12 protein-coding genes and 1 pseudogene are annotated in these 15,458 nt (G+C 63.7%); 8 read left to right on the top strand and 5 right to left on the bottom strand.

Annotation, left to right across the window (positions count from 1 at the left end; genetic code table 11):
- The first annotated feature begins 43 nt into the window (after nucleotides 1-43).
- From ACE37B_RS11495 to ACE37B_RS11470, 6 genes are all read left to right on the top strand, one after another.
- Nucleotides 44-2,827, top strand: coding sequence for an ABC transporter permease subunit (locus tag ACE37B_RS11495; protein ID WP_409923459.1), 2,784 nt, complete (start codon nucleotides 44-46; stop codon nucleotides 2,825-2,827).
- Between the two features lie 55 nt (nucleotides 2,828-2,882).
- Nucleotides 2,883-3,647 (top strand): ABC transporter ATP-binding protein, encoded by a 765-nt coding sequence (locus tag ACE37B_RS11490; RefSeq protein WP_409923458.1) that lies wholly within the window; start codon nucleotides 2,883-2,885, stop codon nucleotides 3,645-3,647.
- Nucleotides 3,644-4,942: an ABC transporter substrate-binding protein gene (locus ACE37B_RS11485; protein WP_409923457.1), complete on the top strand. Its 1,299-nt coding sequence runs from the start codon at nucleotides 3,644-3,646 to the stop codon at nucleotides 4,940-4,942. The genes ACE37B_RS11490 and ACE37B_RS11485 overlap by 4 nt, the downstream gene beginning before the upstream one ends.
- 207 nt (nucleotides 4,943-5,149) lie before the next feature.
- The gene (locus ACE37B_RS11480) at nucleotides 5,150-6,415 is read left to right on the top strand and encodes an ISL3 family transposase (protein ID WP_409923454.1); all 1,266 of its coding nucleotides are present in this window, start codon (nucleotides 5,150-5,152) and stop codon (nucleotides 6,413-6,415) included.
- 62 nt (nucleotides 6,416-6,477) lie between these two features.
- Nucleotides 6,478-7,128 (top strand): TetR/AcrR family transcriptional regulator, encoded by a 651-nt coding sequence (locus ACE37B_RS11475; RefSeq protein WP_409923456.1) that lies wholly within the window; start codon nucleotides 6,478-6,480, stop codon nucleotides 7,126-7,128.
- A gap of 67 nt (nucleotides 7,129-7,195) precedes the next feature.
- Entirely contained in the window at nucleotides 7,196-8,431 is a 1,236-nt protein-coding gene (locus tag ACE37B_RS11470; RefSeq protein WP_409923455.1) for an MFS transporter, read from the top strand.
- 886 nt (nucleotides 8,432-9,317) lie between these two features.
- Here the strand turns inward: ACE37B_RS11470 and ACE37B_RS11465 are convergent.
- From ACE37B_RS11465 to ACE37B_RS11455, 3 genes and pseudogenes are all read right to left on the bottom strand, one after another.
- Nucleotides 9,318-10,583, bottom strand: coding sequence for an ISL3 family transposase (locus ACE37B_RS11465; RefSeq protein WP_409923454.1), 1,266 nt, complete (start codon nucleotides 10,581-10,583; stop codon nucleotides 9,318-9,320).
- Nucleotides 10,584-10,835: 252 nt separating this feature from the next.
- Nucleotides 10,836-11,333: pseudogene (locus ACE37B_RS11460) on the bottom strand (hypothetical protein); the annotation flags it as partial.
- Nucleotides 11,334-11,664: 331 nt separating this feature from the next.
- A complete protein-coding gene (locus ACE37B_RS11455; protein ID WP_409923453.1) occupies nucleotides 11,665-11,949 on the bottom strand; it encodes a transposase in 285 nt (94 codons plus the stop codon).
- A gap of 122 nt (nucleotides 11,950-12,071) precedes the next feature.
- Between ACE37B_RS11455 and istA the strand changes: the two genes are divergently transcribed.
- Together istA and istB are read left to right on the top strand one after the other, a co-directional pair.
- Nucleotides 12,072-13,385 carry an IS21 family transposase gene (gene istA, locus ACE37B_RS11450; protein WP_409923452.1) on the top strand — a complete coding sequence of 438 codons (1,314 nt, stop codon included), beginning with the start codon at nucleotides 12,072-12,074 and terminating at the stop codon, nucleotides 13,383-13,385.
- Complete coding sequence (istB, locus tag ACE37B_RS11445; RefSeq protein ID WP_409923451.1) at nucleotides 13,382-14,170, top strand: IS21-like element helper ATPase IstB; 789 nt, start codon at nucleotides 13,382-13,384, stop codon at nucleotides 14,168-14,170. Before istA ends, istB begins: the two co-directional genes overlap by 4 nt.
- 76 nt (nucleotides 14,171-14,246) lie before the next feature.
- Here istB and ACE37B_RS11440 read toward each other — a convergent pair whose 3' ends face one another.
- A complete protein-coding gene (locus tag ACE37B_RS11440) occupies nucleotides 14,247-14,465 on the bottom strand; it encodes a hypothetical protein (protein ID WP_409923450.1) in 219 nt (72 codons plus the stop codon).
- 42 nt (nucleotides 14,466-14,507) lie between these two features.
- Nucleotides 14,508-15,305 carry an IS1380 family transposase gene (locus ACE37B_RS11435; RefSeq protein WP_409923449.1) on the bottom strand — a complete coding sequence of 266 codons (798 nt, stop codon included), beginning with the start codon at nucleotides 15,303-15,305 and terminating at the stop codon, nucleotides 14,508-14,510.
- Nucleotides 15,306-15,458: the final 153 nt, after the last annotated feature.

Genomic DNA, 15,458 nt, shown 5'->3' with positions numbered 1-15,458 from the left:
TCCTGCGAGCATCGATGGGCCGCTTGAGCGCGGAGCGCAACCCATGACGCAGGCAATCGTGGGGGGTCTCACTTCTGGCGCCATTTACGCCTTGCTCGGCCTTGGAATCGTGATCGTTTACGGGGTGTCACGATTCGTGAACCTCGCCCAGGGCGAGTACTACGTGTACGGCGCGCTTCTCTCCACAACGTTGGTAGCCGCCGGTGTCCCCATTTGGATCAGCGCCCTTGTCGCCGTCGGTGCCGTAGCGATCATGTCCGCAGCCCTCGAGCGCATTGTCTTCTCGCGACTCGTTGACGCCCCACATGCCGCACAGCTGCTGGCCGGTATTGGCGTCGCCTTCGCTTTGGCCGGGGCTGCCCGAGTCTTCTGGGGTACGCAGGAACGGACGCTGCCAGCCTTTTGGGATCGAGACCCAATCGAGGTTCTCGGTGCACGTGTCAGCATGCAGGTCCTCGCCCTTCTGGCGACACTAGGTGTGCTGTGGCTTCTACTGTGGCTTCTGCTTCATCGAACGATGCTCGGTACCATGATGCGTGCCGTCGCGACGTTGTCGGGCCGGGCAGGGCTGCTCTCGGTCAACGTCACGATGGTAACGACCGTGGCCTTTGCACTGGCCGGCGCCGCAGGCGCCGCAGCTGGCATCGTGGTGACCCCGCTGGTCTTCGTCACGTACCACTCTGGTCTGCTGCTAACGATCTACGGCTTTATCGCCGCCGCGTTCGGAGGGATGCGTTCGATCCGCGGCACTGTCGCTGGCGGGCTGCTCATTGGCGTTCTCGAGTCACTGATGGCGTACTACGGCGATTCCGCCCTGAAGACGCCGATGGCATTCGTCCTGCTCGTACTGATCCTCGTCTACCGGGCATCGCGGGAGAGCGATAGCGCGGGCGTGCTTTCGGCGGTCCGGTCGGCCAGGACTCGTGCCCGGTCGATGGCGGCGCTGCCGCGAGTCGCTCCACCAGCCATGCTGCTCCGACTCACCGGTCTCCGAGCTAACGCGATAGGCGTGGCTCTGGTCGCCCTGTTCGCTGTTGCAGGACCCGTCGTATTGTCGCCCTACTGGGTCTCGCTGTTGAGCTTCGCCGGGGTCTTTGTGATCGTCGGCATCGGCCTCGACCTGCTCCTCGGCTACACCGGCCAACTCTCGCTCGGACAGACCGCCTTCATGGGTGTCTCAGCCTACATGGTTGCACTCAGCGCGGAATGGTGGGGTCTGTCCGCGTGGCCCGCGGCGCTGATCGCCGTTGCGTTCACGGTCTCGTTGGCAGCAGGGCTCGGAGCTGTCGTGCTCCGTCTGCGCAACTACTACTTCACCCTGGCCACGCTCGCGATTGCGATCGCAGCCGAGGCTCTTGTCAGCGGTCTGCCTGCACAGCTCGGTGGTCCCTCCGGACTGCGAGTCCGCACGACTCTGTCCTTGCCCGGATTCGTGCTCGACACGTCGACTCGGTTGTTCACTGCGACGTGGATAGCCGTCGGTATCGCCTTGGTGGTGGCATTGCGCCTAACGAGATCTCGTGTGGGCCTGGCGATGAAGGCCGTCGGTGCCGATGAAGCGCTCGCTTCGGCAGCGGCGATCACGCCGTTCACCACCAAGCTCAAGATCTTCATCGTCTCAGGTTTCTTCGCAGGCGTGGCCGGGGTGTTGTACGCCCACATCCTGATGTACGTCTCGCCTAGCTCACTAGGACTGCTCGGAGGCTTCGATGCGGTCGTCGGGCTCCTGCTAGGAGGCTTTGGCACGGTGTGGGGGGCAGTCGTGGGTATCCCAATCATCCGGCTCGCCCCGCAGTTCATCGAACGCTTCGCGGAGTTCCAGGAGCTGATTTACGGTCTACTCGTCGTCACCCTTGTCGTGCTGTTGCCCGACGGCCTTGTCGGTGCATCGTCGAAGGCGTATGGACGCGTCCGCCGTGGAACCTCGGCGCCGTCCGACCTGGCGGACAAAGGTTGCGCAACCATTGCAGTACCGCACGATGGCTCATCGACAACGGAGGTGTCTGCGGTGAAGTCCGCCAGCAACGGCCAAATCGCTTTCCATGCGACTCCGGCTGGAGACGCCGCCCAGACCAGCGGTCCTGTTCTGCAGGCTGAAGGGTTGAGCAAGAAATTTGGAGGGATTAGGGCCCTTGATAACGTCCACCTGGCAGTGAGTCCGGGACGGATCGTCGGCCTAATCGGGCCGAATGGAGCCGGCAAGAGCACGTTCCTCAGCGCACTCGCCGGTAGTTTGCAGGCCGACAGCGGCCAGGTCACGATGTCGGGTCGGGACATTACCGGGTTCTCCGCTGACGCGCGTGCCCGCTACGGACTCGCACGGACGTTCCAGCTCCCGCGCATCCCCCATCAGATGACCGTGCTCGACGTCGCAATGCTCGGCACCTATCGCCGCGGGCATATCGGCGTGTTTCGCTCGGTGCTCGGGGCTACCTCGGGCGAGCAGCGGGCGATGGAAGCAGCGGCGATGGAGGCGCTCGAACTGACCGGTATCGCTCATCTAAGCCACCTCGAAGCGGACCGTCTGAGCACGGGTGAGCAGAAGATGCTCGAACTGGCCCGAGCGCTAGCCAGTGCCCCGCAGGTACTGCTCGCCGACGAGCCGGCCGGCGGTCTCTTCGACGATGAAGTCGCCCGGCTCGAGGAACTACTCCAGAAGCTTGCTTCCCAGGGCCTCAGCATAGTGCTCGTCGAGCACCACATGGAGTTGGTGATGAGCGCCTGCTCCGAGATCGTTGTGCTCAACGAGGGGCATGTGATCGCGATCGGCACCCCGAAGGTCGTCCGGTCCAACCAGGAGGTGCTCGATGCCTATCTCGGCGTCTGACGATGGCCGACTCGACGTCACAGGGCTCACAGCGGGCTATGGCCAGGTCACCGTCGTGCGCGACGTGAACCTGCGGGTTGATCGCGGTGAGTTCGTCTGTCTCCTCGGCGCCAATGGCGTGGGAAAGACGACGCTCCTCCGGGCGATCGTCGGCGACGCCGACGTCAGCGACGGGACTGTCACCTTCGACGACCGTGAACTGACTGGAACCTCTTCGCACCTGGCGACCCGGGCTGGGATAGCCATCGTTCCCGAGGGCCGGGCCCTGGTCGGCGACATTTCCGTTCGAGACAACCTCCTGCTCGGGTCGATTCCCTGGAATCGGAAATACTCCTCTGTTGAGCTCACCACCTCGATGGACGAGATCTTCGATCGATTTCCGATACTTGGACAGCGCAAGTATCAACTCGCAGGTCATCTGTCGGGTGGCGAGCAACAAATGCTCGCGATCGGACGTGCACTGATGTCTCGCCCGCGACTTCTGGTGTTGGATGAGCCATCGCTTGGACTTGCGCCGCTCCTCGTCCGACAGGTCTTTGACGATCTGGCCGCAGCCAACCGGGACGGATTGACAATTCTCGTTGCAGAACAGAACGCCGCAGCGGCACTACGTGTCGCCGAGCGCTCACTTGTCATGGCGGGCGGTCGGATTGTTCGCGAAGGAACGGCGGATTCACTCCGGGACTCCGACGAGCTGCGAGCGATGTTCCTCGGCACCTCGAAGAATGGTTCGGAACCCGATTCGGCGATCGCTGGAAGCTGTTCCGACGCCGTCAACCAGTCAATACCAACACATCACCATGAGGGGGACCACAAATGAAATACAACAATCGACTCGCGAAGGCGATGGCTCTTGTCGCCGTCGTGTCGCTCACAGCCAGTGCGTGCGGTAGCGACGACGACGCAACGCCAAGCACGGACGCTGCGGCCGACACGGAAGCGCCAGACACGGAAGCGCCAGACACGGCAGCGCCAGACACGGAAGCGCCAGACACGGAAGCGCCCGAAAGTGACGACTCGGTTGCCTCCACCGAGCCAGCCGAGAACCTGCCGGGAGCCGGCGAGAGTTTCACCGTCGGTGTGATCCTGCCCCTCACTGGGCCCGCCGCATCCATCGGGGCGGACTTCGAAGCTGGGCTCAAGGTCTTCGGGGAAATCGACCCCACTGCAGCGCAGATGGACATCGAATTCGTCGTGTGCGATGACGAGACGACGCCCGATGGCGCTTCCTCGTGTGCACTTCGGCTCAGCCAACAGGACAACGTCGACATGATCTATGGACCGGTCATCTCGGGAATGCATGCGGGTGCCACACCGGTGTTGGCTGGCGGGCCACCGTCGGTGACGCCTTCCCCATACGTCTCGGTGGAAGAGGGCGACCCGATCTTCTCGGCGGCGGGCCGAGCGAGCGACCTCGACCGTGTGACGCTCGAGTACGCCGCTGAGCGCGGGTTTGAGAGGGTTGCTCTGCTGGCCACCACCGACACCACGGGTGAGACTGCGGTGCAGAACATTCAGGCAGCAAACGAGGATCTGGGATTGGATATTGCGATCGAGCGGATGGGGCCGGGCGACGTGGACGTTTCATCACAGATCAACCGCCTACTCGAGACCGACCCCGAGTACGTATACATCGGCGCCTCCGGTGCAGCTGTCGGGGTCGCGCTACAGGGCTTCTCGCAGGCCGGTTCCGACCTGCCGACCGCCCTTATCTGGTCGAACACGACGAAGGGGTTTCTCGATGCCGCCGGTCCGTTGATGCCCACCGAGACGCTGTACGGAGTCGCACCATCTTGGCTACCGGAGAACATCGATGACCCAGAGCGCGCACAACTCATCCGTGATTTCCAGGAGGCATTCGAAGCAGAGGCCGGCGTTCCGCCGTCGTTCGTGGTGCAGGGTGCATATGACGCGTTCCAGTTGATTGCGGCTGCTCTGTTGAACGTCGGTGGCGACAGCGAAGCAATCGTCGAGTACATCGAGGGCCTGACGGACTTCCAAGGCCTGAACTGGCTGCTCAGCTACTCCGAGACGAACCGTCTCGGCAGCGAGTCGGGCAACTACGTCATGATGCGCTACGACCCGGACAGCGGTTCCTGGTCCTTGGCCGACTGACGTCATCGCGTCGCGGCCGGCCCACCCCCCCTTGGTGGGTCGGCCGCGCTGGTTGACGGGCGACGGCTCTAGTGGCGCTTCGGATCTGGGCGTGAGTTCGGCCTGATCGGGTAGGTGATCCCGGGCGCGACACAGGGGCCCTGCGAGTCTGACGGTGTCTAACGTCGTCGAACTCGGGAGCCCCTGTTGGAGACCAATCCTACGCGCATGTGCGAACTGCTGATCGGCTTGCCCGACGTCAACATCGAAGGCGTCGGTGACTGGCCAAGATGGGTGCGAATCGCGATCACCACACGCGCTCAACGGCCGACGTGTCCGACCTGCGTCGGTGCGGTGTGGCGTCACGACGACCTCGAGGTCGAACTCGTTGACCTGCCGTGCTTCGAACGGCGAACCCGGCTTGTCTGGTCGAAGTCGAGGTGGCGATGCCCGAACCCGAACTGCGACATCGTCACCTTCGTCGAGTCCGACGCTCGGATCGCTGCGGAACGCGCTGGGATCACCGACCGGGCAGGTCGATGGGCGACGTTCCAAGTCGGCCATCACGGCCGAGCAGTGTCCGAAGTAGCGGCCGACCTCGGCTGCGACTGGCACACGGTGATGGACGCCGTGAACCACCACGGTCGAGCGTTGATCGACGACCCGAACCGGATCGGCACGACAACAGCGGTTGGGCTCGACGAGGTGCTGTTCTGTCGCGACGGACCGTTCAAGCATCGGCTCTGGTCGACCCAGGTCGTCGACGTCGCCCGAGGCCAACTCCTCGATGTTGTGCCTGGTCGTGACGCTGCGAGCAGCTGCAGATGGTTCGCCGAGCAGCCTGTGGAGTGGATGGCGCGGATTCGTTGGGCGACGTTGGATCTGTCGGGTTCGTATCGGTCGGTGTTCGACACGATGCTGCCCGACGCGATCCAGATCGCTGATCCGTTTCATGTCGTGAAGCTTGCGAACTTCGTGCTCGACGAGGTCCGGCGGCGGGTGCAGAACGACACGCTCGGCCATCGCGGTCGCAAGACCGATCCGCTCTACCGATCCCGCAAGTTGATGACACTCGCGCACGAACGCCTCGACGACACAGCGAACGCGAAGCTGGCTGGGCTGCTTGAGGCGGGCGATCCGAAAGGCGAGGTCCGCAACGCCTGGCACGCGAAGGAAGTCGTGCGTTCGATCTACGCGATCGACAACGCCGAGCTGGCTGTCGAGTTCGTCACTCAGCTCGGCATCGATCTCCAAGACGAGTCGTGTCCGCCAGAGATCCGCCGCCTCGGGCGCACCATCAGCAAATGGCGCCACCAGATCGCCGCGTGGCATCAGGCGAGGTTCACGAACGGCCCGACCGAGGCCGTCAACAACCTCATCAAGCGCGTGAAGCGGGTGGCGTTCGGGATCACAAACTGGACCAACTACCGCACACGATCACTGCTCTACGCCGGCAAACCGAACTGGTCGCTCCTCGACCTCAACTCACGCTGAAATCCGAAGCACCGCTCTAGTGGTGCGGCCAATGTCGGTGCAACCGCAGAAAGCGACCTGCCATGGACAAGAAAAGGAATCTCGACCCTTCGCTACGCCGTCGTGGACGACCGCGTCATACTGAGCCCAGCCCGGAGTATCGGGCGCGACTCGACGAGATCGTCGCCCTAGCGACAGAGGTGTTCCGCCAGAAGGGCTACGACGCTGGTTCGCTCGAAGATGTGGCGAAGGAGCTCGGCCTGCGAAAGGCCAGCCTGTACTATTATTTCGAGAGCAAGAGTGCTCTGCTTCATCTCATCTTCGAAAGAGCAATCGACGATGCTCTCCAGCGCATCGCATCGATTGCGATCATCAAGGACCCGAGAGATCGACTTGAAGCCCTCATTCGCCACCAGGCGATCCGCGTCGCCAGCGAGCCGTCCCTGTTCACGGTCTTCTTCGACCAGCGTCCGAGCTTGAATGCCGCTGATTACAATAAAATATTGGCAAAGGAACGTGCCTACGTTCGTGCCTTTGCCGATGCCGCTCAATTGGGGCGCGATGCAGGGATCCTGCCTGACGCAGATCCACGCACGCTTGCGGACATCCTGCTCGGCATGACCAACTGGTCGTACAAGTGGTTCGATCCCGACCGGGACGACCCGGAGGCCTTCGCCGATATATGTGTCGCTCTGATCTTCTCCGATTCCAGGGACCGGACCGAGATCGATTGATCGCAGAACGGGTTGATCTGGTGGCAGCAGTATGGGATGACGTGATCTCGTGATCCGTCGACGAGCAATGACAGTGGACTCAGGCCGGAGTTGGATCGTTGCGATCGCGGGCGCAGTGGCATCTGGCGTCGCCTTTGGCACCGTTTACACGTTCGGGGCGTTTTTCGAGGCGATGGCAGAGGACTTCGGGGCTGGCCGTGGCGCAACCGCTTTGGTCTTCGGCATCACGCTGATGTGTTTTTTCGGATTTGGTCTTATTACTGGACCGCTAACGGACCGTGTCGGCCCAACCCCACTAGTCATTACGGGTGGCCTTGTCATGGCGTGTGCGCTCTGGCTTACGTCAAACGTCACCAGCGTTGGGGTTGGCTACGTCACCTATGGTCTGGGCGTCGGTGTCGGCGGAAGCATGGTCGGCACCCCGGTGTGGGCCACAGTGGGGATGGGATTCGAGCGTCACCGAGCGCTAGCAATGGGAGTCGTCGCGACTGGAAACGGGCTCGGCACGCTCCTTTTGGTGCCGACGTCCCAGTACCTGATCGACAGGCATGGCTGGCGCAATGCGTATGCCATCCTTGCCGCGTTCGTTCTAGTCGCTCTGGTTCTAGCCGGGCTCGCAATGACGCGCCCGATCCAACCCCATCACGTTCCAGCCCGAACCGTGATTGGCCGGGTGGTTCACCGACCGGAGTTCCGGCTGCTCTTCGGCACGAGCGTGCTGTTCTCGATCTCTCTTTTCATTGCGTTCGGATTCGTGGTCGACTTTGCGACAGGGGCAGGGGTTGACCCCGGTGGCGCCGCCCTACTCGTCGGACTCATTGGCGCGTCGAGCGTGGTGGGTCGACTCGGGCTCACGGCCCTCGCGAGCCGGGTCTCGGCGATCCGACTCCTTCAATGGTGTCTTCTCGCGCAACCTGTGGCCTTTGGCACGTGGCTCGCAGCGGACGACTCCTATCCGCTCCTGGTCGTATTTGCACTGCTGATGGGAATCTCCTACGGGGGTTTCGTGTCCCTCGGGCCAGAGGTCATGGCACTCCTTTTCGGAACGGTTGGGGTAGGAAGCATCATGGGCCTGTTGTTTCTCGGCTTCGGACTCGGTGGCCTCATTGGGCCGCCGTTCGCAGGATGGCTTGCGGACGAAACGAGCAGCGCTGCCACGATTGCCCTGGCACTAGTGGTCGCCGTTATCGCCTGTGTTTTGGGCTGGATGATCCCAGACAGGTCCCCATCACGCGAACTTTTGAGTGAAGCGGGTGAGTTGGTGCAGCCCCGTGCGCCCGGCACGATCGGTGAAGGCCAATGAAGTGAGAAGTGAACTGGGCGTGCCCTGGCCTAAGCCTCGATCCACCGAGTCGGCTTCGGTGAGCGGCTGTCGGTAGGCGGTGTCGTCGTTGTTGCCGTTCGTGGCGGTGATGCTGTTGTCGGGGCGTGGCGAAGCAGGACTTGGGGTGCTCGGGTTTGGTGGCGTTGGGTCGGTTCTGCGGCGCGCCGGGCCGCGTATCTGAAGTCAGGTCGGGACGGGTTCGAGCGCGCGGAGTGCATCGAGGATCTTCGTGAACGTGTCTGCCCAGGGCCAGCGCGACGGCAGGCGCAGGGTTGGTTGACCGGCGTGGTTGACGAGCCGGCCGGGCAACCGCAACGGGTCGGGTGCGGATGGTCCTGGCGACGATCAAGCGGTCGGTGTCGTGACCGACGAGACGGACGGTCCAGCGGCACATGTTGTGCGCCAGGATCGCGATTTGGAACCATGCCGAGTTCGCTGAGAACACACCCGACGGGAGGTGTTCGAGCCCGGCGCTGGCCTTCAGGTCCTTGATGGCGAGTTCGACGGTGGCGTGTTGGCGGTGGAACCAATCGACGGCAACGACGTCGCCGGTCAGGTCGGTGAGGAGCGCGTGGTGCCGCCAGTCGGGCCAGAGCTTCTGCTGGGTGGTGCCGGTCAGGCGGGTCCTGCGAACCACGAGGCGCCGGGTCACTCGTCTGGTGCCTGCGCCGGCGGTGTAGTCGCATTCGGCGACTTGGGCTTCGTCGTCGCAGGTGTACTCGATCGGCTGCCAAGCGGTTTCGTCGATGCCGGAGATCGCTGTTTGGACCGCTCCCACGTTGGTTCTGATCGCCATCGTGTAGCGCGCGTCGGGACGCCCCAAGTTGGTGATCGTGTCGCCGTTCCAAAAGCGGTGCTTCGGATTTCAGCGTGAGTTGAGGTCGAGGAGCGACCAGTTCGGTTTGCCGGCGTAGAGCAGTGATCGTGTGCGGTAGTTGGTCCAGTTTGTGATCCCGAACGCCACCCGCTTCACGCGCTTGATGAGGTTGTTGACGGCCTCGGTCGGGCCGTTCGTGAACCTCGCCTGATGCCACGCGGCGATCTGGTGGCGCCATTTGCTGATGGTGCGCCCGAGGCGGCGGATCTCTGGCGGACACGACTCGTCTTGGAGATCGATGCCGAGCTGAGTGACGAACTCGACAGCCAGCTCGGCGTTGTCGATCGCGTAGATCGAACGCACGACTTCCTTCGCGTGCCAGGCGTTGCGGACCTCGCCTTTCGGATCGCCCGCCTCAAGCAGCCCAGCCAGCTTCGCGTTCGCTGTGTCGTCGAGGCGTTCGTGCGCGAGTGTCATCAACTTGCGGGATCGGTAGAGCGGATCGGTCTTGCGACCGCGATGGCCGAGCGTGTCGTTCTGCACCCGCCGCCGGACCTCGTCGAGCACGAAGTTCGCAAGCTTCACGACATGAAACGGATCAGCGATCTGGATCGCGTCGGGCAGCATCGTGTCGAACACCGACCGATACGAACCCGACAGATCCAACGTCGCCCAACGAATCCGCGCCATCCACTCCACAGGCTGCTCGGCGAACCATCTGCAGCTGCTCGCAGCGTCACGACCAGGCACAACATCGAGGAGTTGGCCTCGGGCGACGTCGACGACCTGGGTCGACCAGAGCCGATGCTTGAACGGTCCGTCGCGACAGAACAGCACCTCGTCGAGCCCAACCGCTGTTGTCGTGCCGATCCGGTTCGGGTCGTCGATCAACGCTCGACCGTGGTGGTTCACGGCGTCCATCACCGTGTGCCAGTCGCAGCCGAGGTCGGCCGCTACTTCGGACACTGCTCGGCCGTGATGGCCGACTTGGAACGTCGCCCATCGACCTGCCCGGTCGGTGATCCCAGCGCGTTCCGCAGCGATCCGAGCGTCGGACTCGACGAAGGTGACGATGTCGCAGTTCGGGTTCGGGCATCGCCACCTCGACTTCGACCAGACAAGCCGGGTTCGCCGTTCGAAGCACGGCAGGTCAACGAGTTCGACCTCGAGGTCGTCGTGACGCCACACCGCACCGACGCAGGTCGGACACGTCGGCCGTTGAGCGCGTGTGGTGATCGCGATTCGCACCCATCTTGGCCAGTCACCGACGCCTTCGATGTTGACGTCGGGCAAGCCGATCAGCAGTTCGCACATGCGCGTAGGATTGGTCTCCAACAGGGGCTCCCGAGTTCGACGACGTTAGACACCGTCAGACTCGCAGGGCCCCTGTGTCGCGCCCGGGATCACCTACCCGATCAGGCCGAACTCACGCCCAGATCCGAAGCGCCCCAAAAGCCCGAGTCGAACCGGAGCGTCAAGTCGCGGGTCGGGTCGTCGCGCCGTGCGCGGGCGACGAGTTCGTTGACGAAGCGTGTTGTGCCGCGCTGGGTGTTCGCGGAGCCTTCCTCAAACGACCATGCAAGATCTCACCGGTCCCGGCGATCGTCGCGAGCAACGGGGGTGGTAGCCGAGCGCATGGGTGTAGCCGTAGCTGGCACCCTGCATCTGTTTGCCGGCCACCTCGCAGATCGTGGAGTCGACATCGATCACGAGAGCACCCGGGGCCGTGCCGGCCGCCCAGGCGCGCTGCACCATGATGTCGTTGACGGCTTCCAACTGTCGGACATGACCGAACGTGAAAGAGCCCAGGCACGTGCCGAGCGTGGAGGGTGCCATCAGGCGATGCGACACCACGACCTCGGACGCACCCGCGCGCAACATGTCGGTGTGATCGATGTGGGACCCGCCGGCGAGCATCGTGTTCATCAACGTCAACACTTTGCGCCTCGGTGCCGCTCCACCCACGCGGCCATCGAGACGCACAGTCGCGTCGATCACCGCTTCGACACCGAGACGTTCGATCAGCGTCGAGGGCAGCAACAGCCTGGCATTCGCGACGAGATTGTCGCCGTCGAACTACCCGCGCCGGCGAGGTGTACCACTGGCCCGCCGGACACAGCGCGATCATCGACGAAGACCTCGTATTCATCGAGATCGGCCCCGTGGGCCCAATGCGCCAATTCGGGCAACACACACAGCACGTACTCGGTCAGATCCCTAAACCTCGATCCACCGAGTCGGCTTCGGTGGGTGGCCGCCGGTAGGCGGTGATCTTGGAGTGGCTGCGTGAGGTGGATCCTGTCGTGGACAGCGCATGGCGAAGCCGTTCCGGACGGGTTCGGGTTGTTGGCGCTGGGTCGGGTTCTGCGGCGCGCCTGACCGCGGGAGCCGAAGGTCAGGTCGGGACGGGTTCGAGCGCGCGGAGCGCGTCAAGGATCTTCGTGAACGTGTCAGCCCAGGGCCAACGGGACGGCAACCGCAGGGTGGGTTGGCCGGCGCGGTTGATGAGACGGCCGGGCAATGCGAGGAGTCGTGTGCGGATGGTGCGCCCGACGATCAGGCGGTCGGTGTCGTGCCCGCCGAGGCGGGCGGTCCAACGGCACATGTTGTGCGCGAGGATCGCGATCTGGAACCACGCCGAGTTCGCCCAGAACTGTGAGCGATCACTGAAGGCTGACATTCACGATCATTGAAAACCGACATGGGTGTCGGGGTCTTCTGGCCGGCATCCACCACCCGTTCGGTTGGCTCCTCCAGCGTGTCAAGCGACCAAGCACGACACAGCTGAAGGAGCCGCTCTCCATGATGTCCCAGGAGAACTACGTGAATTTCAACGACCTGCACGCGCAGGGATGGACGATCAACGAGATCGCCGAAGCGACCGGTTGGCATCGCACCACGGTCAGCAACTATCTGAAGAACGGTCCGCCGCCGGCGACGCGCGAAACCGCGGCGACGGTGATGACCGAGCACTGGCAGGCCCGCATCAAGTCGATGCTCGAGTCGTGGCCGAGGATGCAGTCGGTGAGCATCCACAACAAGCTTGCGGCGACCGGCTTCGACGGTTCGTATCCGACCGTGGTGCGCGCGGTCCGCGACATCCGCGGCCCACGGTTCCAGGCCGCGGACGCGGTCTCGGTGCCGATCGACACCGACCCGGGCGAGGAAGCCCAGTTCGACTTCTGCGACCTGTCGTCGTGGGCGGCGGGCATCGGTTGGAAGATCAACATGGTCTGCTTCGGGATGATCTTGTCGTGGTCGCGGTGGCGGATGTGGTGGTTCACCACCGCCGAGGATCGGCATCACACCTTCGGAGGCATCGCCCGGTTCTTCGACCAGATCAACGGTGTGCCGACGGCGTGTCGCACCGATCGGATGGGAGCACTCGGCCGATCCCAGGGCCGGCGCTTCGAGCTGCACCCGCCGGCGATCGGTTTCGCGGCGCATCACGGCACGAAGATCACCTCGTGTCAGGCCGGCGACGCGAAACGCAAAGGCAAGGTCGAGCGTCCGTTCCGGTCGTTGCAAGAGACGTTCCTGCCCGAGGTCGAATACGACGGCATCCCCGTCGATCTCGACGATCTGAACCGGCGAGCAGTCGTGTGGCTGAACGAACGAGTCCATGGCGTCGAGTCACGCACGACCGGCGAAACACCGGCGGACCGACTCGCGATCGAGCGTGACTTTCTCGGGCCGTTGCCGAGGGTGCGGTTCGACACCGACTACGTCGAGGTGCGCCGCGTGCACAACGTGTTGCCGTTCGTGGCCATCGACGCCAACCGCTACTCGGTGCCACCTTCAGCGTTGGGGCACAAGGTCGAGATCCGCCGCAAGGTCAACGGCGTCACCGTCGAGATCCGCCTCGCCGGGCGACTGATCGCCACCCACCGCCTCGTCGCCGGGCGACGTGTCGACGTGTGGAACCCCGAGCATCGCGCCGCCGCCGAGGCACTCGCGCTCGGCTGGCACACCGACCGACCCGACTTGCGAGTGATCGCTGACCACGACGACCAGCCGGTTGTCGAGCGGCTGGAACTCGATGGTGACTTCGATGTCGACCCGGTCGATCTCGAGGCCCGCTACCCGCTCGGCATCGACGCGGAGAACGTCGGATGAGCAGCCTCTACGAACAGATCAAAGCCGACCTCGGCTACCTCAAGTTGGACGCTGCTGCGGGCGTGTTCGCCACCCTCGCCGAGGAAGCCAAACTCGAGGACTGGTCCCACATCGAGTTCCTCGCCCGACTCGTCGCCGAGCAGGCCACCGCCGACCGGGACCGTCGCCTCGCTGCCCGGCTGCGTTACGCGAGGTTCCCGCACCGGCGCAGCATCGACGACTTCGACTACGAGTTCCAGCCGAGCGTCGACCGCAAGCTGGTCGAAGATCTCGCCACCCTGCGGTTCATCGACGAGAACCGGCCCATCCTCTTCTTGGGCCAACCGGGTTGCGGCAAAACACACCTCGCCGTCGCGCTCGCCACGTTGGCGGTCGAGGCCGGCTACCGCGGCTACTTCACCACCGCCGACAACCTCTGCCGCACCCTCGTCAGGGCGTCCATCGAAGGCAACCTGGCGTCGAAGATGAAGACCTTCACCGCACCCACGGTTCTCGTCATCGACGACGTCGGACTCTTGCCGATCGGCGGCACCGAAGCCTCAGCGGTGTTCTTCCAAGTCGTGAACAGCCGCTACGAGAAAGGCCACCTCACCATCGTCACGACGAACCGCGGGCTCCCGTACTGGGGCACCATCTTCGGTGACACCGTCGTCGCCGCAGCCGTCCTCGACCGCCTCATGCACAACGCAATCGTCTTCAACATCAAAGGTCCGTCCTGGCGTCTACGCGAGCACAACGGCCTCGAGATCGCCACCACCAACCCCACCGAACGGAGGCCCAGCTAACCTCACCACCCGCCGGCCGAAGCACCGACTCCATGTCGGTTTTCGATGATCGCCGATGACGGATTTCCCTGATCGCTCACAAGAACACCTCCGACGGGAGGTGTTCGAGCCCGGCGCCGGCCTTGAGGTCCTTGATCGCCAACTCGACGGTGGCGTGCTCGCGATGGAACCGGTCGACCTCGACCACGTCACCGGTCAGGTCGGTGAGGAACGCGTGGTGGCGCCAGTCGGGCCACAGCTTCTGCTGGTTCTTGCCAGTCAGACGGGTGCGGCGAACCACGAGACGCCGGGTCACTCGTTTGGTGCCTTGGCCGGAGGTGTAGTCGCATTCGGCGACTTAGGCTTCGCCGTCGCAGGTGTAGTCGATCGGCTGCCACGCCTGCTCGTCGATGCCGGCGATTGCTGTTTGGACTGCGCCCACGTTGGTTCTGATCGCCATCGTGTAGCGCACATCGAGCCGCCCCAAGTTCGCAATGGTCTCGCCGTTCCAGAACCCGGAGTCGAACCGGAGGGTCAACTTGCGGGTCTTGTCGTCGCGTCGGGAGCGGGCAACGAGTTCGTTGACGAAGCGTTTCGTGCCGCGCTGGGTGTTCGCCGATCCCTTCCGTAGTCGGCCGTGCAAGATCTCGCCGGTGCCCGCAATCGTCGCGAGCAACGGGTGATAGCCGAGCTGATGGGTGTAGCCGAACCCGGCGCCCTGCTTTTGTTTGCCGGCCACCTCGCAGATCGTCGAGTCGACATCGATCACCAACGCACCTGGCGCTGTGCCCGCCGACCAAGCGCGCTGGCGCACGACGTCGTTGACAGCTTCGAGTTGGCGGACGTGACCGAACGTGAACGACCGCAAGAACGTGCCCAGCGTGGACGGTGCCATCACCCGATGCGACACCACGACCTCGGACGCACCGGCGCGCAACATGTCGGCGTGGTCGATGTGCGACCCACCCGCCAACATCGTGTTCAGCAGCGTCAACACCTTGCGCCCCGGTGCTGCCCCACCCACCCGACCATCGAGACGCACCATGGTGTTGATCAGTGCTTCGACATCGAGGCGTTGAACCAGCGTCGCGGGCAGCAACAGTCCCGCGTTTGCGACGAGGTTGTCGTCGTCGAAGGTCGCGTGAATCCGATCCAAGGTCTGCGATACTCGGCTCACTGAAAGTGTCTCCTGGGTTGGTTCTTCGATGCGGTGCAGGAACCAACATCGTCCCAGCTCAGGAGACCTCTCACGCGGATACGCGGCCTACCTCACAAGGCCACCATCGGTGGATCGAGGCTAAATAGAAAG

The sequence above is a fragment of the Ilumatobacter sp. genome (assembly GCF_046290335.1).
Lineage (GTDB): Bacteria > Actinomycetota > Acidimicrobiia > Acidimicrobiales > Ilumatobacteraceae > Ilumatobacter_A.
Note: the sequence above shows the minus strand (reverse complement) of the source record. Positions and strands in the feature narration are given on the sequence as shown.